A 20,956-nucleotide genomic window follows, 5' to 3' on the forward strand; every position below is an offset into this window, starting at 1 on the left:
GTGTGTGATGCCGGGCTTTTTTATTTTGCACGGCCTACCTTTACTCCGCTTTACACACTTGCTCCTCTCTATGCTCTACAGTGTTTTTGCTGCCGCCTTTCGTGCAGCCTTAGCCCTTTTGCTAACGGAGAGCTTGCATGTTAACCCGACGATTGTCCTGCCTTGCGCTGCTGATGGCGCTGGCGTCCCCCGCAATGGCCGCGGATGCCCCCACCTACGGCGAGAAGCTGGAAGGTTTTGACTACGGCTGGCCGGTAAAACACTTTACCTTTACCTCGCAGAACCAGCCTCTGGATATGGCTTACCTGGACGTGAAACCGGAAAAACCCAACGGCCGCACCGTGGTGCTGATGCACGGCAAAAACTTCTGTGCTGGCACCTGGGACGGCACTATCCGCGCGCTGTCGGCCGGTGGTTACCGCGTGATCGCCCCTGACCAGATTGGTTTTTGTAAATCCACCAAGCCGGAGCATTACCAGTACACCTTCCAGCAGCTGGCGGATAACACCCACGCGCTGCTGAAAACGCTGGGCGTCGAGCGCGTGACGGTTATAGGACATTCGACCGGCGGCATGCTGGCAACCCGCTATGCGTTGATGTGGCCGCAGCAGGTGGAGCAGCTGGTGATGGTGAACCCGATTGGTCTGGAAGACTGGAAAGCGCGCGGCGTGCCGCATATTACGGTCGACCAGTGGTACCAGCGCGAGCTGAAAGTTAGCGCCGACGGTATTCGTCAGTACGAGAAAAACACCTACTACGCCGGGGAGTGGAAACCGGAGTACGAGCGCTGGGTCACTATGCTCGCCGGGCTGAACAACGGGCCGGGCAAAGCTCGCGTGGCGTGGAACTCGGCGCTGCTCTACGACATGATTTATACCCAGCCGGTTGTCTATGAATTTAGCGAGCTGAAGATGCCGGTATTATTAATGATCGGCACGAAGGACAACACTGCCATCGGGAAAGATCTCGCCCCACCGGAGATCCGCAAGACGCTCGGCAATTACGCGGTGCTGGGCAAAGAGACGGCGAAGCGCATTCCGCACGCGACGCTGGTCGAGTTTAACGACATGGGCCACGCGCCGCAGATGCAGGATCCTGAACGTTTCCACGACGCGCTGCTGAAAGGGCTTCAGGCGCGCTGACGGGTCTCCAGCAACAGCCCGCGCAGCCACGCCTGCGCGGGATTGCTTTCATCGCAATTATCCAGCTTTTTTCGGTTCACTATTCTGGCCGTTCCCGCTGTTGACGCGCTGCGTTTCCCGCTATGATGGGCGGCTAGTCTAAGGAGAACGCATGGTCTGGATAATGCTGGCAACGCTTGCCGTGGTATTTGTGGTTGGATTTCGTGTCCTGACCTCAGACTCCCGCCGCGCCATCAAACGTTTAAGCGAGCGGCTGGGCATCACCCCGATGCCAGTCGAGTCGATGATCGATCAGTTCGGTAAAACGCCGGGCAATGAGTTTATCCGCTACCTTGAGCGCCCCGACGAGGCACATCTGCAAAATGCGGCACAGGTGCTGCTCATCTGGCAGGTCTGCATTGTCGACGGCAGTGAAGAGAATCTGCATACCTGGCACCGTATGCTGCGTAAAGCCCGCCTTGCCGCACCCATTACCGATGCGCAAATTCGACTGGCACTTGGCTTTATGCGCGAAATGGAGCCCGATCCGCAGGAGCTGAACGCCTTCCAGCTGCGCTATAACCAGCTATTTCTGCCGGAAGAAGGTGTGTTTTATCTGCACTGATCCCCTCTAAAACCACAAAAGTTGTCAAATCGTTAAATCCGTCACACTTTTGATGATAAACTGCGCGACTTTTCCGCACGTTTTTATCTCAGGTGATGCCATGACAGAACATATCCAGCCCACGACTCCGCCGCAGGCCAAAGAGGTGTCTCGCCCCAACTGGTCGGCGGTTTTCTCCGTGGCATTTTGCGTCGCCTGCCTGATCACCGTTGAGTTTCTGCCGGTCAGCCTGCTGACGCCGATGGCGCAGGATCTGGGCATTTCCGAAGGCGTGGCGGGGCAGTCCGTTACCGTCACCGCCTTTGTGGCGATGTTCGCCAGCCTGTTTATCACCCAGGCGATTGGCACCATTGACCGTCGTAAAGTGGTCATCCTGTTCAGCGTGCTGCTGACGCTCTCCTGCCTGCTGGTCTCTTTCGCTGAAAGCTTCACCCTGCTGCTGCTGGGTCGCGCCTGCCTGGGGCTGGGGTTAGGCGGCTTCTGGGCGATGTCGGCCTCGCTGACCATGCGCCTGGTGCCCGCGCGCACCGTGCCAAAAGCGCTGTCCGTTATCTTCGGCGCGGTCTCTATTGCGCTGGTGATTGCCGCGCCGCTGGGCAGCTTCCTTGGTGGGATTATCGGCTGGCGTAACGTCTTTAACGCGGCGGCAGTGATGGGCGTGCTGTGCATTATCTGGGTGTGGAAAGCGCTACCGTCTCTGCCGGGTGAAGCGGCGCACCACAAACAGAACATGTTCGCGCTGCTCAAGCGTCCGGGCGTGCTGGCGGGGATGACCGCCATCTTCATGGCCTTTGCCGGGCAGTTTGCCTTCTTTACCTATATTCGCCCGGTGTATATGACCATGGCGGGCTTTGACGTGGATGGCCTGACGCTGGTGCTGCTGAGCTTCGGTATCGCCAGCTTCGTCGGCACCTCACTGTCGTCTCAGTTCCTGAAGCGCTCCCTGAAGGTGGCGCTGGCGGGTGCGCCGCTGGTGCTGGCGATCAGTGCCGCGGTGCTGGTGCTGTGGGGCAGCGACAAGTGGGTCGCATCGGCGATTGCGATTGTCTGGGGCTTTGCCTTTGCGCTGGTGCCGGTGGGCTGGTCGACGTGGATCACCCGCTCGCTTGCCGATCAGGCGGAAAAAGCCGGGTCGATTCAGGTGGCGGTGATCCAGCTGGCGAACACCTGCGGGGCGGCGGTGGGCGGCGTAGCGCTCGACCATCTGGGGCTGACGTCACCGCTGGTGATCTCCGGTACGCTGATGCTGCTGACCGCGCTGCTGGTGGCGGGGAAGGTGAAGGCGAAGTAGTCAATTTTCCCCCTCACCCTAACCCTCTCCCCGCAGGGGAGAGGGGACTGCTCGGTGCTGTCTTTTCACTCTCGCCCCTTTGGGGAGAGGGCCGGGGTGAGGGGACATTCGCTTACGCCGATGCCTTAACCCTTCTGCGTGAATCCATCGAAATCAACACCACCGACGACACAATCAGCAGCGTTCCCAGCCAGTCCGGCAGGGTGAATGCCACCCCCAGCAAAACCACCGACAGCAGCGCGCTGCTCAGGGGTTCGGCGCAGCTCAAAATGCTTGCCTTCGGCCCACCGATCATCTGCGCGCCCTTCAGATACAGGCTGAACGTCAGCGCGGTGCCAATCACCACCAGGTAGAAAAACGCCAGCAGCAGGCCGCCGTCAATGGCGAAGGTGGTGCCGCGTCCGGCGTAGAACGGCGTCAGCATTAGTCCCGCAATCAACATACTCCAGCCGACAATCGGCAGCGTGCCGTAGCGGGCGATAAGCGTTGATGGATAGGTGGTGTAAAACGCCGCGGCAAACGCCGAGGCGATACCGAAGAACAGCGCGGCAGGCGAGATGGAGAGCGACGTCGGGTCGCCGTGGGTCACCAGCAGGAAGGTACCCACAAGCGATGTCAAAATCGCCGACAGGACAAACATGCCGGGACGCTTCTTCCGCGCCAGGGCGAACCACGCCACGATTATGGTTGGCGACAGGAACTGAAGCACGGTGGCCGTAGCGGCGTTGGATTTTTCAATCGTCAGCAGGAAGGTGAGCTGCACGGTGAGCGCGCCAACCAGTGAGAAAAACAGCAGGCTGAGGGCGTCTTTGCGGTTTTTGATGACCGAGAAAATCTTGTCGCCGTGAACGAAGGAGAGCGTCAGCAGGATCACGCCGGTAAACAGCAGGCGAACCATGGTCAGGTAAGGTGAAGAAATGTGGCTTTTCTCCATGATGTACTGCGCGCAAACCCCGGAACTGCCCCATAAAACGGCGGCGATCAGGACGTTGAGCATCCCTTTGCGTGTGGAACCCATGTTCTCCCCTGTTATGTTGTCGTTAATTGGCCAACAGCATAGCATGGTTGTGTGCGGCCTGATGCCCTCACCCCGGCCCTCTCCCACGGGGAGAGGGGGAAAACCGTAGGCCGGGTAAGCGTAGCGCCACCCGGCATGTTGTTGACCTTAGAACCACGCCTCCCACATCGCGCCGACGTTGAAGTCGTCCAGCGTCTCATCTTTGGTGTTGTTCACGCGCGCGGTGCGTTCGTTGTCCACTTTGCCGCCGGTCACGTAGAAGCGCAGCATCGGACGGAACTCCGGCCCCATGGCGATAGACATGTTCTGCGACAGGGTCAGCTTCCAGCCCTTGTTGTCGCCGCCGTTGTCGTAATCTACGTGCTGCCAGCCCGCTTCCAGCCAGGTGGAGTTAACGTCGTTCCACCAGTGCATCGGGCGCACGATGGCGTTGTAGTTCTTACGGTTGTCGGTGTCATCACGGCTGTTGTCATAGTCGTGGAAGGCGAGGATGTACTCCACCTGCGTGGCCTGGGTGAATTTATACAGCCCTTCGAAGCTGGCGTAGACCGTGGTCAGATCTTCGGTTTTGTTGAACACGCTGTTGTCCGAATTATCGGAGTAGCGGGCGATCACCTTGTTCACGCCGCTATCGTTGGTGTGGCTCAGCACCACGCCGCCCTGCCAGGCGTTCAGACGCTCGTCGCTCTCAACGGCTTTGGAGTCAAAACCGTAGTTGGCGTACAGCTCCAGGTCGATCGGGCCGAGCTTCATGCCGTGGATTTTTGAGGTGGCAGCGTAGTTGCCCTTGTCACCCGTGCCGGAGCCGCCGGTACAGGTGATGCGCGACGGGTTGGCTTCATCTTCCATCACTTCCGGGCTACAGGATTCCACCGCCGCCACGGCAGCCACGTCGAACTGCACGCCGCCGATGTCGAAGTTCTTCACCCCGGCGCCCTGGCCATCGTGGTTCATCCAGAAGTAATCGTTGATGCCCTGCTGCGGACGCTGGTGGAAGTCACGACCGGCCCAAAAGTAGGCGTTCGGGTTGGAGGCCATAATGTTGGTCACCCCGGCGTAAGCTTTTTTGAGGTTAACTTCGTCGCCCCAGTGGTCGATCATCACGTTGATGTCCCAGATGGCGCCGTTATCACCCTTGAAGGCCTTGGAGAGCTGGAATTCCCCGCCGTTGCCTTCGTTACCCAGACGACCAATCGCGGACGCGCCGTTGTAGGAGCCGTCCACCGCCACATACTTCTGGTCAGCGGCCTGGAAGTGCGCGCCGTAGCGGGCGTAGCCGGTAAATTTGATGCCAAACGGAATCGCCATGTCCGGGGATTGCGCTGCGCTCTGCGGCTCGGTGATGACGTCCGCTTTTTTCGCGACCGCCGCATCCATTTTCGCCTGACGCTCGGCCAGGGCTTTATCCACCGCTTTCGCCACAATGGCGTCGATTTGCTCCTGCGTAAATTCTTGCGCGAGCACGGAAATTGGACAAAGCGCGGCGATAACCGCCATGGTTAATGGAAGTTTTTTAATCGTATTCATGGTTATCTCAATATAGTTTAATTTTATTCAGACAATAACCATCCCGCTCCGATCTGACAGAATATGTCGCTATCATCAGAACAAGTGGATTTCTAGTTTTAGGTACAGAGGTATTACATTAATTTATTTCGCCATAGACTATCTCTGATATAAATGAATAATCTCTTCAGATAATTCACGCGCTAATAGCGAATTCATTAAATGATCCTGCGCGTGCACCATAATTAAGGTCATCGGCTGGCGGGCTTCGCCCGCGTCCTGCTCGATCAGTTTGGTCTGCATCTTGTGTGCCTGGCGCGCGTAGCCATCGGCTTCACGCAGCAGGCTTTTGGCTTCGTCAAGGTTGCCCTGGCGCGCCGCATGCAGCGCTTCGAAGCACAGGCTGCGGGACTGACCGGCGTTGACGATAATTTCCATTACGGCTTCTTCTAATGCGATCATCATTTTTACTCTTTATCAAAGCAATTATTTAAGGCGGTAGCGGCAAACCACTCTCCGCTTTTTTTAATGGTGCGCTGCTGCGTCTCCAAATCGAGCTGAATAAAACCGTAGCGGTTTTTATACGCATTGCACCACGACCAGTTATCAATAAACGTCCACATATGGTAGCCAAGGCAATTGCAGCCTTCGCTAATACCTTTATGCAGCCACGCTAAATGCTCAGAAATAAATTCGATGCGGTACCGATCGTTTATCTGACCGTTTTCAATAAAGCGCTGCTCGTTTTCGACACCCATCCCGTTTTCAGAAATAAAACAGCGGGGGTTACCGTAATTGTCGCGCAGGTTAACCAGAATATCGTAAATACCCGGCTCGTAGATTTCCCAGCCGCGGTACGGGTTCATCTTACGGCCCGGCATCTCGTAGCTATCAAAGAACCACTCCGGCATAAACGGCGCCTGCGGGTTCACCGCGCTGTCGCGACACTTCACGCGGCGCGGTTGATAGTAGTTAACGCCGAGCAGGTCGATTTTCCCTTCCGCAATCAGGAAACCGTCTTCCGGCTTGCAGGCGGGTAGCTGATCGTAAGATTTCAGCAATGCCACCAGGTCGGCCGGATACTCCCCGCGCAGCACCGGGTCGAGGAAGCTACGGTTAAACATCAGATCCGCGATATGCGCCGCCTTCACGTCCGCCGGGTTCTGCGAACGCGGGTATGACGGCGTCAGGTTCAGCACGATGCCGATCTCCCCCGCGTAATGCCCGGCGCGGTAAGCCTGAACGGCCTTCGCATGGGCCAGCACCGTGTGATATGCCACGGTGGCCGCCCGACGAAAATCCACCACGTTCGGGTAATGGAAATCGTACAGATAACCGCCTTCCACCGGAACAATCGGCTCGTTGAAGGTAAACCAGTGCAGCACGCGGTCGCCAAACAGCTCGAAGCAGATCTGCGCATAGCGGGCGTAGGCGTCCACTACGTCACGGTTTTCCCAGCCGCCGATCTCCTGCATCGCCATCGGCATGTCGAAATGGAACAGGGTGATAAACGGCGTGATGCCCTGTTCATTCAGCTCATCAATGACCTGATTATAAAAATCGACCGCGTCCGGGTTCACTTCACCGATACCGTCGGGGATCAGGCGCGCCCAGCTAATCGAGGTGCGAAAGCTGTTGTGGTTCAGCTGCTTCAACAGCTGAATGTCCGTTTTCCAGTGCTGATAAAACGTGGAGGTGTGCTGCGGTCCCACGCCGTTGTGAAAACGGTTCGGCTCGCGGGCAAACCAGTAGTCCCACGTGGTTTCACCCTCTCGTGTCCCTTCCGTCTGGAGAGCGGAGCTTGCGCTGCCCCACCAGAAGTTATCGGGAAATGCGTATTTCATGACCCTTCCTCTTTGACTTAATTGCTAACTGTTTCAGCGGTGCCGACGGTTGCCTGGGCTTTCTGCTCTTCATTTTTGATGAGCGTACGCTCATAGGCGCGCAGGAACGGCAGGTACATCAGCGCCGACATCACCATGCAGACCAGGCACATCACCACCGGGCTCAGCGCCCAGTTCGCCGCCCACGAGGCGCCAATCGGCGCGGGCGTGGTCCACGGGGTTAACGAAACCACCTGGGCCAGCCAGCCGAGTTTGGTTGCGCCGTACGCCAGGCAGGCATTGACCAGCGGAACAAACACGAACGGGATAAACAGCATCGGGTTCATTATGATCGGCGCGCCGAACAGAATCGGTTCGTTGATGTTAAAGAAGCTTGGCACAACGCCCATTTTGCCGATGGTGCGCAGGTGAGTGGCGCGGCTGCGCAGCAGCAGGAACGCCAGCGGCAGGGTCGAGCCTACGCCGCCAATCAGCAGGTAGTGATCCCAGAAACCTTGCAGATAAACGTGCGGCAGCGCCGCGCCCGCCGCCAGCGCCGCCTGGTTTGCAGAGAGGTTCGCCATCCAGAACGGGTTCATGATGCCGGTGACAATCAGCGACCCGTGGATACCGGCAAACCAGAAGATCTGGCACAGCAGAACGGAGAGCAGAATCGCGGGCAGCGAGTCAGACGCGGACACCAGCGGCTCCAGCAGGTGCATAATCGCCTGCGGGATGATCATCCCGGTCTGCGCTTCAATGAACAGGTTCAGCGGATGTAGGGTACCAATCACCACCATCACCGGGATCAGGATCTCAAACGAACGCGCCACGCCGGTCGGCACCTCTTTCGGCAGGCGGATGGTGACGTTGTTCTGCTTCAGCCACGCGTACACACGGGTGGAGTAGATCGCGGTGATAAGCGCAGTGAAGATGCCCTGACCCGACAGATACTGCGTCGAAATTTTGCCGTCGGCATACGGCGCGGCGACCAGCAGGAAGGCCATAAAGGCCAGCAGACCGGACATCACCGGATCGAGGTTAAACTGACGCCCCAGGCTCGCCCCAATCCCCACCGAGATGAAGAAGGTCATCACGCCCATGCTGAGGTTAAAGGGCAGCATCAGCTGTTCGCGGTAGGTCTCGGAGAAATCCAGCCAGCCGCGGGCGAAGCTGTTGGTGGTATCCGCCGAAAACGGCGGGAAGATAAACACCAGCATAAACGAGCCGATGATCATAAACGGCAGCGCGGCGGTAAAGCCGTCGCGGATGGCAATCACATACTTTTGCTGACCGAGCTTCGCGGCCAGCGGCGTAATTGACTGTTCAATCACCGCGACCATGGATTGATATAACGAACTCATGTGAACACCTTTTAGTGTGCCGCTTCGATGAGCGACAGAGCATAGTCCAGTACTTTATCGCCACGCTGCATGCCGTAATCCATCATGTCGATGGGCTGCACCGGTATGCCTTGCGTCGCTGCCTTGTCTGAGAGTGTCTTTAACATGTATTTCACTTGCGGTCCGAGAAGCACCACCTGATAGTGCGGAAACTGCGTATCAAATTCGGATACGCCATACGCATCTATCTTCACGGGCAAGCCCCGTTCTTTTGCTACATCGATCATTTTGCTGACCAGCAGGCTGGTGGACATCCCGGCAGAGCAGCACAGCATAATCTTGAACATCGACGACCATCCTCAAAATGTAAAAAGTTATTGCGATGATGATTGGACATGATACGGAAACCGGTTTCCATTCATAAAAGACAGAAGTGTGACAACCATCAATATCCACTACTTATGACGCTAATTAACCGGATGTGGGTCACATAATTTGGCTGTTTTGGCATCAAATTGAGTGGAAACGGAAAATCGGTTTCCATGGAAAACGGAAACGGATATACTCCGTTCTGGCTATAATGTGAGCCGTAGCGGTGATGGAAATTACAGACGCCAGTTGCGTCTGACAGGGGAGAGAGATGTCTACAATCAACGATGTATCGCGTCTGGCCGGGGTGTCCAAAGCCACGGTATCACGGGTGTTGAGCGGGTCGCGTGGCGTTAAAGAAGCCAGCCGCCAGGCTGTTCTGAAAGCGGTGGACGAGCTGAACTATCGTCCCAACGTGATCGCCCAGTCGCTGCTCAGCCAGTCGACGGGCTGCATTGGGGTGATTTGCGCGCAGGAAAACATTAACCAGACCACCGGTTACCTGTACGCGCTGGAAAAACACCTCAGCCAGCATCAAAAACATCTGCTGCTGCGTTTCGCACACACGAAAACAGAAGTGATGAACGCCCTTGAAGAACTCTCCTGCGGCTTATGTGATGACATTCTGGTGATTGGCGCGCGTTTCCCGCTGGACGTGGACATGGACAACGTGATTCTGGTCGACTGTATGGAAGCCGATAACGCCAACAGCATTCATTTCGATCACGCGTTCGCGGCTGAAACGGCCTGTAACTATCTCACCAGCCAGGGGCGTCGCCAGATAGCGCTGATCCACCCGCACGGCAGCGGTTTTGCCGATCAGGTGCTGCTGGGCTACAAACACGCGCTGGAGAAAAACTTCCTGCCCTTTAATCGCAACCTCGTGTTTATGGACGCGACTTCATCGTCCGTTGCGCTTCAGGAATTACTCAACAACGCGTCCACGCTGAACTTCAACGCGCTGCTGGTGGCAGACGAGCAGGAAGCCCAGCGGGTGATCCCGCAGTTACAGGCGTTTAATAAATCGGTACCGGAAGACATCATGGTCTTCAGCCTCGGCGGTTCGCTGCATCTCCCGGGTATTCCGGTGATCCCGGCCATTGAGTATTCCATGGACGCCATGGCGGCGCGCATCGTGAGCTGGCTGACGGCGAAAACGCAGATGCTCGGGTCCTACGTTCTGCGTGGGGATTTGATTATTCCGGATGTGCGGAAGCGTTAAACATGTGATGTAGGCCGGGTAAGGCGCAGCCGCCACCCGGCGCTCAACCCTCAGTAATCTTCCATACAATCCACCTGACTTACTGCATCCCAGTAGGCGTCCAGGTTGTCACGCTTCATGGCGGTGATGGCATTTTTGATCAGCAGTTGATTGGCCTCAGACGACAAAATCATCGCCTGCCAGGCCTTATCGCTCTGCTTTTTCTGCGGGGTACAGGTTTTCTTCACATCTTTCAGGACCTGCTGTTTTATCTGGGCCTCTTTCTCCGGAGCGCTCTTCTCCTGCGCATGAACAAACGCAGCGAAAATCAGGCAAACGAGCAGGCAAACCTGGTGTGCAGATTTCATTGAGACCTCCGGTAAAGTCACAGGCTTTCCCTGAAATGTATCGTTACATTCAGGCAGGCGATTCCAGCCGAAAGTATGAATTTACTTTTCACCTGGTATGAGAATCGCCCTCTCAGGCCGTTACTGAACCCCTCCACCCAGCGATTGCCACAGCGTGATGCGGTTTTCCAGGTCGGTTTGCTGCAAGGCAATCAGTGATTCCTGAGCCGACCACAGCGATCGCTGCGCGGTGAGCACCGTCAGATAATCGCCCGCGCCAGCCTTGTAACTGCGCGTCGCCACATCCAGCGTTTTTTGCTCCGCCGCCACGTATTCACGCTGGGCATCAAGCTGTTCGCTCAACGTTTCGCGCCGCGCCAGCGCGTCGGCCACGTCCTTAAACGCGCTCTGGATGGTCTTCTCATAGGTGGCGATTAGCCCCTTCTTCTCCGCTTCCGCATAGCGCAGCTGCGCCATATTGTTGCCCCCGCTAAACAGCGGCAGGGTGATGGACGGCGCGAACGACCAGACCTTCATGCCGTGGCTGAACAGGGATGACAGCGAATCGCTGCCGACGCCCGCGCTGGCGGTCAGTGAAATGGTCGGGAAGAAGTTGGCGCGTGCCGCGCCGATGTTGGCGTTAGCGCTCAGCAGGTTATGTTCCGCCTCCTGAATGTCCGGGCGACGCAGCAGCGCGCTGGAGCTGACGCCCGCCGGGATCAGCGTGATGGCGTTATCGCTCAGGCTCTCCAGCGTGCCGGGCAGCAGGTTCTCGGGCACCGTATCGCCCGCCAGCAGGTTAAGGGCGTTTTTGTCCTGCATCACCAGCGTCTGGTAGCTCGCCACGCTGGCGCGCGCCTGCTGGTAAACCGCCATCGCTTCACTGACGTCCGTGGCCGCTGCCACACCTACTTCCTGCTGACGTTTGACGATTTTGAGCGAGTTCGCGGCGCTCTCCAGGGTGGATTTCGCCAGCGCCAGATTGCTGTTATCCGCCGCCAGCGTCACCCAGGCCGTGGTCAGCTCGCTGACCATTGTCAGGCGCGTGTTCTGCGCGGTGAACTCGCTGGCAAGCCAGGTTTCACGCGCGGCGCGCGACAGGCTCTGGTTGCGGCCAAACAGATCCAGTTCGAAGCTGGAGACCGTGCCGTTGGCTTCGTCGCTCGTCGCGACGCCGCTCGCCAGCGTACGGCTGCGGGTATGACTCAGTTCCGCGTCCACCGTCGGGAACAGGGACGAGCGCGTTTCGCCATACTGGGCACGGGCGGCGTCGATATCCGCAATCGCTTTTTGCACGTCGCGGTTGCTGTTGAGCGCCATCGTCACCACGCTTTTCAGCCGCGCATCATTCATCACCTGCTGCCACTGGCTCACCACGGCGCTGGCTTCGCCGTGCGCGCCGGGTAGGGTGGCCGGAACGGGCGCGTCCGGGCGCTGATACGTGGGATCTAATGACACACAGCCTGCGCTCAGCAGTGCTAACGCTAAAACAGTTACACGAAACATTATGACCTCCGGTTTGCGTGCTTACCGGAGAACAGACGTTTCACCAGTACAAAGAATAAAGGAACAAAGAAGATAGCCAGCAGCGTCGCGGCCAGCGTCCCGCCGATAATGCCGGTGCCGATCGCCACGCGGCTGTTGGCCCCCGCTCCGGTGGCAATCGCCAGCGGCGTCACGCCTGCGATAAACGCCAGCGAGGTCATGATGATCGGACGCAGACGCGTCTGGGCGGCCCGCAGGGCGGCGCGCGTCAGTGAGTAGCCTTCGGCCACTTTGGCTTCGGCAAACTCGACAATCAGAATGGCGTTCTTCGACGACAGACCGATGGTGGTCAGCAGCGCCACCTGGAAATAGACATCGTTGCTCAGGCCGCGCAGGGAGGCGGCAATGGCCGCGCCCAGCACCCCAAGCGGGATCACGAGGATCACCGAAATGGGCACCGACCAGCTCTCATACAGTGCCGCCAGGCACAGGAACACCACGAGGATGGAGAGGGCATAAAGGCTCATCGCCTGACCGCTCGCCAGTTTTTCCTGCAACGACAAACCGCTCCACGCCCAGGTGCTGCCGGACGGCAGGTTATTCGCCAGCTGCTCCATTTTGCTCATCGCCGTACCGGAGCTAGCGCCGCTGGCGTTCTCGCCCTGAATTTCATACGCCGCCGAGCCGTTGTAGCGCACCAGGCTTTCCGGGCCATACTCCCAGCGGGTAGTGGCGAAGGCGGAGAATGGGGTCATAGTGCTGTCGCTGCCGCGCACATACCATTTGTTGAGATCCGACGGTACCGCGCGATAGTCGCTGTCGCCCTGGATGTAGACCTTTTTCACGCGGCCACGGTCAATGAAGTCGTTCACGTAGGTGCCGCCCCAGGCGCTGGACAGGGTGTCGGTGACGTCGCTCAGGGAGAGCCCCAGCGACACGGCTTTGTTGTTATCGATATCCACCTGAAGCTGCGGCATCTGCGGCAGATCGTTGGCGCGCACGGCGTGCAGCGAGCTGTCCTGATTCGCTTCGCCAATCAGCTGGTTACGCAGTTTCAGCAGCGCGTCGCGGTCGGTGCCGCCGCTCGCCATCAGCTCAAAGGTAAAGCCGTTGCTCTGGCCCAGACCGTCCACTGCCGGCGGTGTCATCGCAAAGATGGTGGCATCGCGGATGGCGCTCAGCTCCTGCGTGGCGCGCAGGGCAATGGCCTGCGCGGTGTTTTCCTCGCCTTTACGCTCTGACCAGTTTTTCAGGGAGACGAACGCCATCCCGGCGTTCTGGCCGCTGCCGCTGAAGCTGAAACCTTCAACGGTAAAGATCACATCGGTATTGGCTTTCTCTTTGGTGAGGAACCATTCGCGTACCTGGCGGCTTACCTCTGCGGTACGCACCGCGGTTGCGCCGGCAGGGAGGGTGTACTGCACCATGATTTCTCCCTGGTCTTCGGTTGGCAGGAAGCTGCCCGGCAGTTTCAGCATGGCGAACCCCATCGCGCCGCAGAGCAGGGCGAAGATCACCAGCATGCCGCCGGAACGGCGCAGGGCGCGCAGAACCTTATTCTGATAGCCGTGCTCGGTCTTACTGTAGAAGCGGTTAAACGCGCCGAAGAAGCCCTTTTTGTGCGGAGCGGTGTGATTCAGGATCGAGCCGCACAGCGCGGGCGTCAGGGTCAGCGCCACCACCACGGAGAGGAACATCGCCGAAATAATGGTGACCGAGAACTGACGGTAAATGACCCCGGTAGAGCCGCCGAAGAAGGCCATCGGCAGGAATACCGCAGAGAGCACCAGCGCAATGGCGATCAGCGCGCCGGAAATTTCGCCCATCGATTTTTCGGTCGCTTCCCGGGCGGGCAGCCCTTCGTCTCGCATAATACGCTCGACGTTTTCCACCACCACGATGGCGTCATCCACCAACAGTCCTATCGCCAGCACCATGGCAAACAGCGTCAGGGTGTTGATGGAGTAACCGAACAGCGCCAGCACGCCGAAGGTGCCCAGCAGCACCACCGGCACCGCCAGCGCCGGGATCAGCGTCGCGCGGATGTTTTGCAGAAACAGGTACATCACCACCACCACGAGGATAATGGCTTCGAACAGGGTCTGAATCACGTCCTCAACGGAGATCTTGATGAACTCGGTGCTGTCTTTCGGGTAGGCCACGTCGTAGCCTTCCGGCATCGACTTTTTGAACTCGGCGATCTTGTCTTTTACCGCCGTGGCGGTGTTAAGCGCGTTGGCGCCCGGCGAGAGCATCACCGCCATACCCGCCGCCGGGTGGCCGTTCAGCTTCGCGGTGGCGGTGTAGTCTTCGCTGCCCATCTCCACGCGCGCGACGTCGCTGATGCGCACCACCGCACCGTTGGACTCGCTCTTGACGATGATTTTTTTGAACTCATCGACCGTTTGCAGACGCGACTGAGCGCGAACGGTGGCGGTCAGCTGTTGGGCGTTCGACGAGGGCAGCGCGCCGATTTTACCGGCGGAGACCTGCACGTTCTGCGCTTCAATCGCGCTCTGCACGTCGGAGGGCATCAGCGAGTACGACGCCAGCTTAGCCGGGTCGAGCCAGATGCGCATCGCGTATTCTGCACCGAACACCTGCAGGCTGCCGACGCCATCCACGCGCGCCAGCGGATCCTGCATATTACTCACCAGCCAGTCGGCGATATCCGAGCTGCTGGCGGTGTCGGTTTTATCATATACGCCCATGATCAGCAGGAAGTTGCTCTGGGATTTTTCGACGGTGATCCCGGACTGCTGCACCTCGGTCGGCAGGCGTGATTCCGCCTGCTGGACTTTGTTCTGCACCTGTACCTGAGCGGTGTCCGGATCGGTTCCCTGTTCAAACGTGACGTTGATGCTCACCGAACCGTCCGAGCTGCTGGTGGAGGTGAAGTAGAGCAGGTTATCCAGCCCGGTGAGCTGCTGCTCGATCACCTGCGTCACGCTGTTCTCCAGCGTTTGTGCGGAGGCGCCGGTGTAGGTGGCGGATATTTTGATCGACGGCGGGGCAACGTCCGGGTACTGCGCAACGGGCAGCGTGCGGATCGCCAGTATCCCGGCGAGCATGATGAGAATGGCGATAACCCAGGCAAAGACCGGGCGACGCACGAAGAAACGGGAAAACATCAGGCGTTTCCTCCGTTGGTTTTCATCTCTTCAGCTTTCACTTCCTGCCCGGCGGTGACTTTGTCGGTGCCTTCCACAATCAGCTTATCGCCCGCCTTCAGGCCATTCAGCACCAGCCATTTATCGCCGTAGGTGTCGCCCGTTTCCAGCTGACGCTGCTCGACCTTGTTGCTGGCGTTCACCACCAGCGCGGTGGCGGTACCTTTGGCGTCGCGGGTGATGCCCTGCTGCGGCGCGAGGATCGCGTCATTCATGATGCCTTCATCCACTCGGGCGCGGACGAACATGCCCGGCAGAAGCTGATGCTGCGGGTTCGGGAAGACAGCGCGCAGGGTGACTGAGCCGGTAGACTCATCCACCGCCACTTCGGTTAACGCCAGATGGCCTTTTTCGCTGTAGCTGCTGCCGTCTTCGAGGATCAACGACACGTTCAGCGTATCGCTGTTGCTGGCGAGGGTTTGCTTGCGTAATCGCAGCAGATCGGCGCTGGAACGGGTTAAATCGACGTACATACTGTCCAGCCCGCGAATAGTGGCCAGCGCGGTATCCTGCTGGGCGGTCACCAGCGCGCCGGGGGTCACAGAGGAGATGCCGATACGTCCGGCAATCGGCGCGGTGACGGTGGTCCAGTTGAGGTTAATGCGGGCACTTTCCAGCGCGGCTTTCTTTGACTCGACGCTGGCCTTGTCCTGCGCGCAGGTGGACTTCGCGTCTTCCGCATCCTGACGTGATACGCCGTCATCCTTAACCAGCTGCGCATAGCGCCGGGCTTTCTGGCAGTCGGCCTGCACCAGCGCCTGCGCCTGTTTCAGTGCGGCGGCAGCTTCATCATAAGCGGCGCGGTAGCTGGAAGGATCGATCTGATACAGCGCCTGCCCGGCCTTGACCGTATCGCCTTCGGTGAAGAGCCGTTTCTGAATAATGCCGCCCACCTGAGGGCGCACTTCGGCGCTCATCGCGGCGGCGGTGCGGCCGGTCAGCTCGCTGACCACGGACACCGGCTGGCTCATGAGTGTGACAATCCCCACTTCCGGAAGAGGACGCTGGGGAGCAGGTGTTTGCGCATTATCGCACCCTGTCAGGAGGAGTAATGCTGCGATGGAGGTTGTTATGGTTTTCATAATCTTTTTCCAGGGTGAACGAAGCCTGCCCTGTTAATCGCTTAACAGGGAGGAGGGCTAATTAAAAGCACAGCGATCCCGCATCTCTGGCAGAGCCAGAAATGAAAAAAGGGAAATTACTTATTTCCGCTAATTATTCACATGCGATTACTTCGCAGAGAAAAGCATATTTAAAATATTCTGGTATATGGGCTCTAATTGTTCTGACGGTACTTTTAAAGGCGTGAGTCGACGGTAAATCGTGCCTTCGATCATCACGGCGGTAATCTCCACGCAGCAGCGAATATGCTCATCGCTCAGGTGGGGGAACTGCTTTTTCAGGTGCTCACAGGCGTTGGCGAACATGCGGGCTTCGGCTTCGATCAGCATGTTTGCCACCAGCGGATTACGTGTGGCCTCTGCGGACATTTCGAGCATTAGCGCGTCATCATCTTCGTTCAGCGTCTGGCGCCAGGCAAGCGCCTGCGGCATCCCTTCAACCAGGGTTTTGCCCTGCATCTCCTCAATACGTGAGTCGATAATGCGCCGGATCATCTCTTCAATGATCGCGTCTTTGTTACTGAAATAGCGATAGATTTGTCCGACGCTGAGCCTGGCTTCGCTGGCGATCTGCGACATGCTGGCAGCGTGAAATCCACTGGCGCGAAAGCAGCGGCGCGCGGCGGTGATGATTTCGTCCTGCCGTAGTTTTTGTCGTTCTTCCAGCTTTGTGCTCATCGTCGGCTACCGTAAAAAGTGAGAATGATCGTTCTCATTATACGTTTTCGGAGCCTATTGGAAAGGTTTTTTTTATTTACATATTGAATGAATATTTCCTTGTTTAAACAATGGAGGAAATAAGGAGTTTTTATGAAGGTTAAGCTGTGAGATATTCAGATTGCGCTGAAAATAAGGAGAGATTTATGCACCTGAGCATTACAGATAAAGTCACGGCTGAAGAAAAAGAAGAATTATTAACGGGGCTAAGAGCCTATAACGCGCAGTATTTAGATCTGGCGACGTTTAGTGGCGATATTGGCGTATATGTGCGAGACGACAACGGCGTCATGCTGGGCGGGTTAATCGGCGTACGTAAAGGCGACTGGCTGAATATCGACTTTCTGTGGGTCAGCGACAGGGTGCGGGGAACGGGCGTCGGCAGCCAGCTGATCAAAACGGCTGAAGAGGAGGCCCGTCGTAAAGGGTGTCGTCACGCGCTGGTGGATACGGTCAGCTTCCAGGCGCGTCCGTTCTATGAAAAACAGGGTTATCAGGTGCAGATGTCCTTGCAGGATTACCCTTATCAGGGAATGCAGAGACACTATCTGACCAGGGATCTTTAACCGCCGATCCCGTTGCCGATCACGGCTAACACGTGGCGCACAACGATCTCCGGCGAGAGGGCATTAAGCCTCTCGTCATTGCGCATGCGAGAGAAAGGCACCAGCACCAGGCTCAGCAGCGTCGTGAACAGCAGTTCGGGGGCCAGCGCCGGATTCAGTTTTCCTTCCTGCTGCCAGCCTTTGATGGTTGCCAGCGTGGTGTGATATTTCTCATCGCCAAAGCGCTCCTGCAAATGCGTACGCAGTACCGGCATCTCGCCGATCACCTCCTGCATCCACAGCGGGGCAAACCAGCGATACTTTTCCGCCAGTTCGGCCAGCACCCTGACCATTTCCGTCAGGGCATCCACCGGCGAATCCCGGTTGTCGGCGAAAATCGCCCCGATCCGCTCGCGTAACGGCAGGAAGCGCTCCTCAATCATCGCATCCAGTAACTGTTCTCTGGAGTTGAAGTAGTAGTGCAGCATGGCGGGCGTCACGCCGGCTTCGCGGGCAATAGCGTTCAACGACGTATTGGCGATCCCCTGGCGGGAAAAGAGATTCAGGGCGATATCCAGCAGCTGTTCGCGGCTGGCGGTAACGCGCTTGCCGCCGCGTGGCCGACCGGGGCGGCGGGGTTCAGAATTGTCCTTTTGTGCTGACATGGTCACCGTATCTCTTGATCTTATTCATCACTTCCACAAATATTAATTATACGATTAATTAATTTCAAGTGATGTCTTATGGAGTCCGACGTAATGACTCAACCTGCGAAAAAGGCGCCGTCGATTAAGCTGCTGTTCAGCGCACTCCTGCTGGTGATGCTGCTCTCGGCGCTGGATCAGACCATTGTCTCCACCGCGCTGCCGACCATCGTCGGCGAGCTGGGCGGGCTGGATAAGCTCTCCTGGGTGGTGACAGCCTATATCCTCAGTTCGACCATCGTGGTGCCGCTGTATGGCAAATTCGGCGATCTGTTTGGCCGTAAAATCGTCCTGCAAATCGCAATAGTGCTTTTCCTGGTGGGCTCTGCGCTGTGTGGCCTGGCGCAGAACATGACCCAGCTGGTGCTGATGCGCGCCCTGCAAGGGCTGGGGGGCGGCGGCCTGATGGTGATCAGCATGGCCGCCGTGGCGGACGTGATCCCGCCTGCCGATCGGGGTCGCTATCAGGGGTTGTTTGGCGGCGTGTTTGGCCTGGCGACGGTGATAGGGCCGCTGATCGGCGGGTTTATCGTTCAGCACGCATCCTGGCGCTGGATTTTCTACATCAACCTGCCGCTGGGGCTGTTTGCGCTGCTGGTGATTGGCGCGGTATTCCACGGCAGCGCGCGGCGCAGCAAGCATGAGATTGATTACCTGGGGGCGATTTACCTCAGCATGGCGCTGCTGTGCATCATTCTGTTTACCACCGAGGGCGGTACGATCCGCCAATGGAACGACCCGCAGCTGTGGTGCATTCTGGCCTTCGGCCTGACGGGGATCGCCGGGTTTATTTACGAAGAGCGGCTGGCGTGGGAGCCGATTATCCCGCTGTCGCTCTTCCGCGACCGCAGCTTCCTGCTCTGTAGCCTGATTGGCTTTATCATCGGCATGTCCCTGTTTGGCTCGGTAACGTTCCTGCCGCTCTATTTACAGGTGGTGAAAGACGCCACGCCAACGCAGGCCGGCTTGCAGCTGATCCCCCTGATGGGCGGGCTGTTGCTCACCTCCATCATCAGCGGGCGCATCATCAGCCGCACCGGGAAATACCGTCTGTTCCCGATCCTCGGCACGCTGCTCGGCGTGGTGGGGATGGCGTTACTGACGCGCATTTCAATCACCTCCCCAACCTGGCAGCTGTACCTGTTTACCGGCGTGCTGGGCATGGGGCTGGGACTGGTGATGCAGGTGCTGGTGCTGGCGGTGCAGAACAGCGTGTCAGCCGATCAATACGGCGTAGCGACCTCTGGGGTGACGCTGTTCCGTTCCATTGGCGGGGCGATTGGCGTTGCGTTGTTTGGCGCGGTGTTCACCCATATTCTGCAATCAGGGCTGATCGACAGGCTGCCGGAAGGGGCGGAACTGCCGCGCGAACTTAATCCCGTTGCCATTCACCATCTGCCTGATGCCCTGCGTCTGGACTATCTGGATGCGTTCGGCTCGGCTATCCATGCGGTGTTTATGCTGGCGGCGGGGATTATGGTGCTGGCGTTTGTGCTGTCGTGGTTTTTGCGCGAAGCGCCGCTGCGTCGGCAGGCGTGAGGTTAGCGGTTCTGCTTGCGCCTGGACTACCGTAGCCTGATGCCCATCGCCCGGTGGCGCTACGCTTACCGGGCCTACACTTCGCCCGTTACGTAGGCCGGGTAAGCGCAGCGCCACCCGGCAACAGGCCGCATATAACTTAACCGTCTTACTGATTCCTTTTCGTTTTTTAGCCTGCCGTCTCGTTGTCGATATAGTCTTCAAAACCACTGTCGAAAGGAACTGTCTCGTGAAATTTCAGTTGAGTGCTCTGGTGCTCGCGGCCCTGCTGCTGGCAGGTTGCGATCAAGGCGGCAATGATGCCAAACACATTAAAGTCGGCGTGATTAATGGCGCTGAGCAGGACGTGGCGGAAGTCGCCAAAAAGGTGGCAAAGGAGAAATACGGTCTGGATGTTGAGCTGGTGGGCTTTAGCGGCTCGCTGCTACCCAACGATGCCACCAACCAGGGCGAACTGGACGCCAACGTCTTCCAGCATCGCCCGTTCCTTGCACAAGATAACAAGGCGCACAATTACACGCTGGTCGCCGTGGCCAATACCTTCGTCTTCCCGATGGCGGGTTACTCCCGAAAGATTAAATCGGTGTCTGAGCTGAAGGACGGCGCAACCATTGCGATTCCAAACGATCCCACCAACCTCGGCCGCGCGCTGTTGCTGCTGCAAAAAGAGAAGCTGATTACCCTTAAACCGGATGTGGGCCTGCTGCCGACGGCGCTGGATATTACCGCGAACCCGAAAAACTTACAGATTATGGAGCTGGAAGGGGCGCAGTTGCCGCGCGTGCTGGACGATCCGAAAGTGGATGTGGCCATCATCAGTACCACCTATCTTCAGCAAACGGGGCTGTCTCCGGTACATGACAGCGTCTTTATTGAGGACAAAAACTCGCCTTACGTGAATATAGTGGTCACGCGTGAAGACAACAAAGACGCCGAAAACGTGAAGGAATTTATCCAGTCCTATCAGTCGCCGGAAGTGGCGAAAGCGGCAGAGACCCTTTTTAACGGCGGTGCGGTGCCGGGCTGGTAAG

19 protein-coding genes are annotated in these 20,956 nt (G+C 57.9%); 7 read left to right on the forward strand and 12 right to left on the reverse strand.

Going from position 1 to position 20,956, the window contains the following annotated elements:
• The first annotated feature begins 137 nt into the window (after nt 1-137).
• The 3 genes from BFV65_RS00180 (at nt 138) to nepI (ending at nt 3,037) form a co-directional block, all read left to right on the forward strand.
• Complete coding sequence (locus BFV65_RS00180; RefSeq protein ID WP_023298971.1) at nt 138-1,142, forward strand: alpha/beta fold hydrolase; 1,005 nt, start codon at nt 138-140, stop codon at nt 1,140-1,142.
• A 151-nt stretch (nt 1,143-1,293) separates the two neighbouring features.
• Nucleotides 1,294-1,746, forward strand: coding sequence for a DUF1198 domain-containing protein (locus tag BFV65_RS00185; protein WP_014830062.1), 453 nt, complete (start codon nt 1,294-1,296; stop codon nt 1,744-1,746).
• Nucleotides 1,747-1,846: 100 nt separating this feature from the next.
• Complete coding sequence (nepI, locus tag BFV65_RS00190; protein ID WP_023298972.1) at nt 1,847-3,037, forward strand: purine ribonucleoside efflux pump NepI; 1,191 nt, start codon at nt 1,847-1,849, stop codon at nt 3,035-3,037.
• Nucleotides 3,038-3,149: 112 nt separating this feature from the next.
• Here nepI and BFV65_RS00195 read toward each other — a convergent pair whose 3' ends face one another.
• The 6 genes from BFV65_RS00195 to BFV65_RS00220 form a co-directional block, all read right to left on the reverse strand.
• A complete protein-coding gene (locus BFV65_RS00195) occupies nt 3,150-4,055 on the reverse strand; it encodes an EamA family transporter (protein WP_023298973.1) in 906 nt (301 codons plus the stop codon).
• A gap of 147 nt (nt 4,056-4,202) precedes the next feature.
• On the reverse strand, nt 4,203-5,582 hold the full coding sequence (locus BFV65_RS00200) for a carbohydrate porin (RefSeq protein WP_069596113.1): 1,380 nt from the start codon (nt 5,580-5,582) through the stop codon (nt 4,203-4,205).
• 138 nt (nt 5,583-5,720) lie between these two features.
• Nucleotides 5,721-6,023 (reverse strand): PTS lactose/cellobiose transporter subunit IIA, encoded by a 303-nt coding sequence (locus BFV65_RS00205; RefSeq protein ID WP_014168006.1) that lies wholly within the window; start codon nt 6,021-6,023, stop codon nt 5,721-5,723.
• A 5-nt stretch (nt 6,024-6,028) separates the two neighbouring features.
• On the reverse strand, nt 6,029-7,405 hold the full coding sequence (locus BFV65_RS00210) for a glycoside hydrolase family 1 protein (RefSeq protein WP_063148195.1): 1,377 nt from the start codon (nt 7,403-7,405) through the stop codon (nt 6,029-6,031).
• A gap of 17 nt (nt 7,406-7,422) precedes the next feature.
• Nucleotides 7,423-8,748, reverse strand: coding sequence for a PTS sugar transporter subunit IIC (locus BFV65_RS00215; RefSeq protein ID WP_022646565.1), 1,326 nt, complete (start codon nt 8,746-8,748; stop codon nt 7,423-7,425).
• Nucleotides 8,749-8,759: 11 nt separating this feature from the next.
• Nucleotides 8,760-9,074 carry a PTS sugar transporter subunit IIB gene (locus BFV65_RS00220; protein WP_003861034.1) on the reverse strand — a complete coding sequence of 105 codons (315 nt, stop codon included), beginning with the start codon at nt 9,072-9,074 and terminating at the stop codon, nt 8,760-8,762.
• A 293-nt stretch (nt 9,075-9,367) separates the two neighbouring features.
• On the opposite strand from BFV65_RS00220, the gene BFV65_RS00225 reads away from it, so the two are divergent.
• Nucleotides 9,368-10,318, forward strand: coding sequence for a LacI family DNA-binding transcriptional regulator (locus BFV65_RS00225; RefSeq protein WP_069596114.1), 951 nt, complete (start codon nt 9,368-9,370; stop codon nt 10,316-10,318).
• Between the two features lie 50 nt (nt 10,319-10,368).
• Here BFV65_RS00225 and BFV65_RS00230 read toward each other — a convergent pair whose 3' ends face one another.
• From BFV65_RS00230 to BFV65_RS00250, 5 genes are all read right to left on the reverse strand, one after another.
• Entirely contained in the window at nt 10,369-10,665 is a 297-nt protein-coding gene (locus BFV65_RS00230) for a YicS family protein (protein ID WP_069596115.1), read from the reverse strand.
• Nucleotides 10,666-10,785: 120 nt separating this feature from the next.
• Nucleotides 10,786-12,150 (reverse strand): efflux transporter outer membrane subunit, encoded by a 1,365-nt coding sequence (locus BFV65_RS00235; protein WP_022646568.1) that lies wholly within the window; start codon nt 12,148-12,150, stop codon nt 10,786-10,788.
• The gene (locus tag BFV65_RS00240) at nt 12,150-15,260 is read right to left on the reverse strand and encodes an efflux RND transporter permease subunit (RefSeq protein WP_038414996.1); all 3,111 of its coding nucleotides are present in this window, start codon (nt 15,258-15,260) and stop codon (nt 12,150-12,152) included. Before BFV65_RS00240 ends, BFV65_RS00235 begins: the two co-directional genes overlap by 1 nt.
• Entirely contained in the window at nt 15,260-16,381 is a 1,122-nt protein-coding gene (locus tag BFV65_RS00245; RefSeq protein WP_069596116.1) for an efflux RND transporter periplasmic adaptor subunit, read from the reverse strand. Before BFV65_RS00245 ends, BFV65_RS00240 begins: the two co-directional genes overlap by 1 nt.
• A gap of 147 nt (nt 16,382-16,528) precedes the next feature.
• Nucleotides 16,529-17,098: a TetR/AcrR family transcriptional regulator gene (locus tag BFV65_RS00250; RefSeq protein ID WP_022646570.1), complete on the reverse strand. Its 570-nt coding sequence runs from the start codon at nt 17,096-17,098 to the stop codon at nt 16,529-16,531.
• Nucleotides 17,099-17,283: 185 nt separating this feature from the next.
• Here BFV65_RS00250 and BFV65_RS00255 point away from each other — a divergent pair, with 185 nt between their 5' ends.
• Nucleotides 17,284-17,703, forward strand: coding sequence for a GNAT family N-acetyltransferase (locus tag BFV65_RS00255; protein WP_022646571.1), 420 nt, complete (start codon nt 17,284-17,286; stop codon nt 17,701-17,703).
• Here the strand turns inward: BFV65_RS00255 and BFV65_RS00260 are convergent.
• Nucleotides 17,700-18,347, reverse strand: a complete 648-nt coding sequence (locus BFV65_RS00260; RefSeq protein ID WP_048966521.1) for a TetR/AcrR family transcriptional regulator — start codon at nt 18,345-18,347, stop codon at nt 17,700-17,702. The two genes, BFV65_RS00255 and BFV65_RS00260, sit on opposite strands and share 4 nt — an antisense overlap.
• A 78-nt stretch (nt 18,348-18,425) precedes the next feature.
• Here BFV65_RS00260 and BFV65_RS00265 point away from each other — a divergent pair, with 78 nt between their 5' ends.
• Together BFV65_RS00265 and nlpA are read left to right on the forward strand one after the other, a co-directional pair.
• On the forward strand, nt 18,426-19,925 hold the full coding sequence (locus BFV65_RS00265) for an MDR family MFS transporter (protein ID WP_032626657.1): 1,500 nt from the start codon (nt 18,426-18,428) through the stop codon (nt 19,923-19,925).
• A gap of 229 nt (nt 19,926-20,154) precedes the next feature.
• Nucleotides 20,155-20,955, forward strand: coding sequence for a lipoprotein NlpA (gene nlpA / locus BFV65_RS00270; RefSeq protein WP_058677108.1), 801 nt, complete (start codon nt 20,155-20,157; stop codon nt 20,953-20,955).
• Nucleotide 20,956 lies beyond the last annotated feature (1 nt).

Source organism: Enterobacter hormaechei subsp. hoffmannii, assembly GCF_001729745.1.
GTDB lineage: Bacteria > Pseudomonadota > Gammaproteobacteria > Enterobacterales > Enterobacteriaceae > Enterobacter > Enterobacter intestinihominis.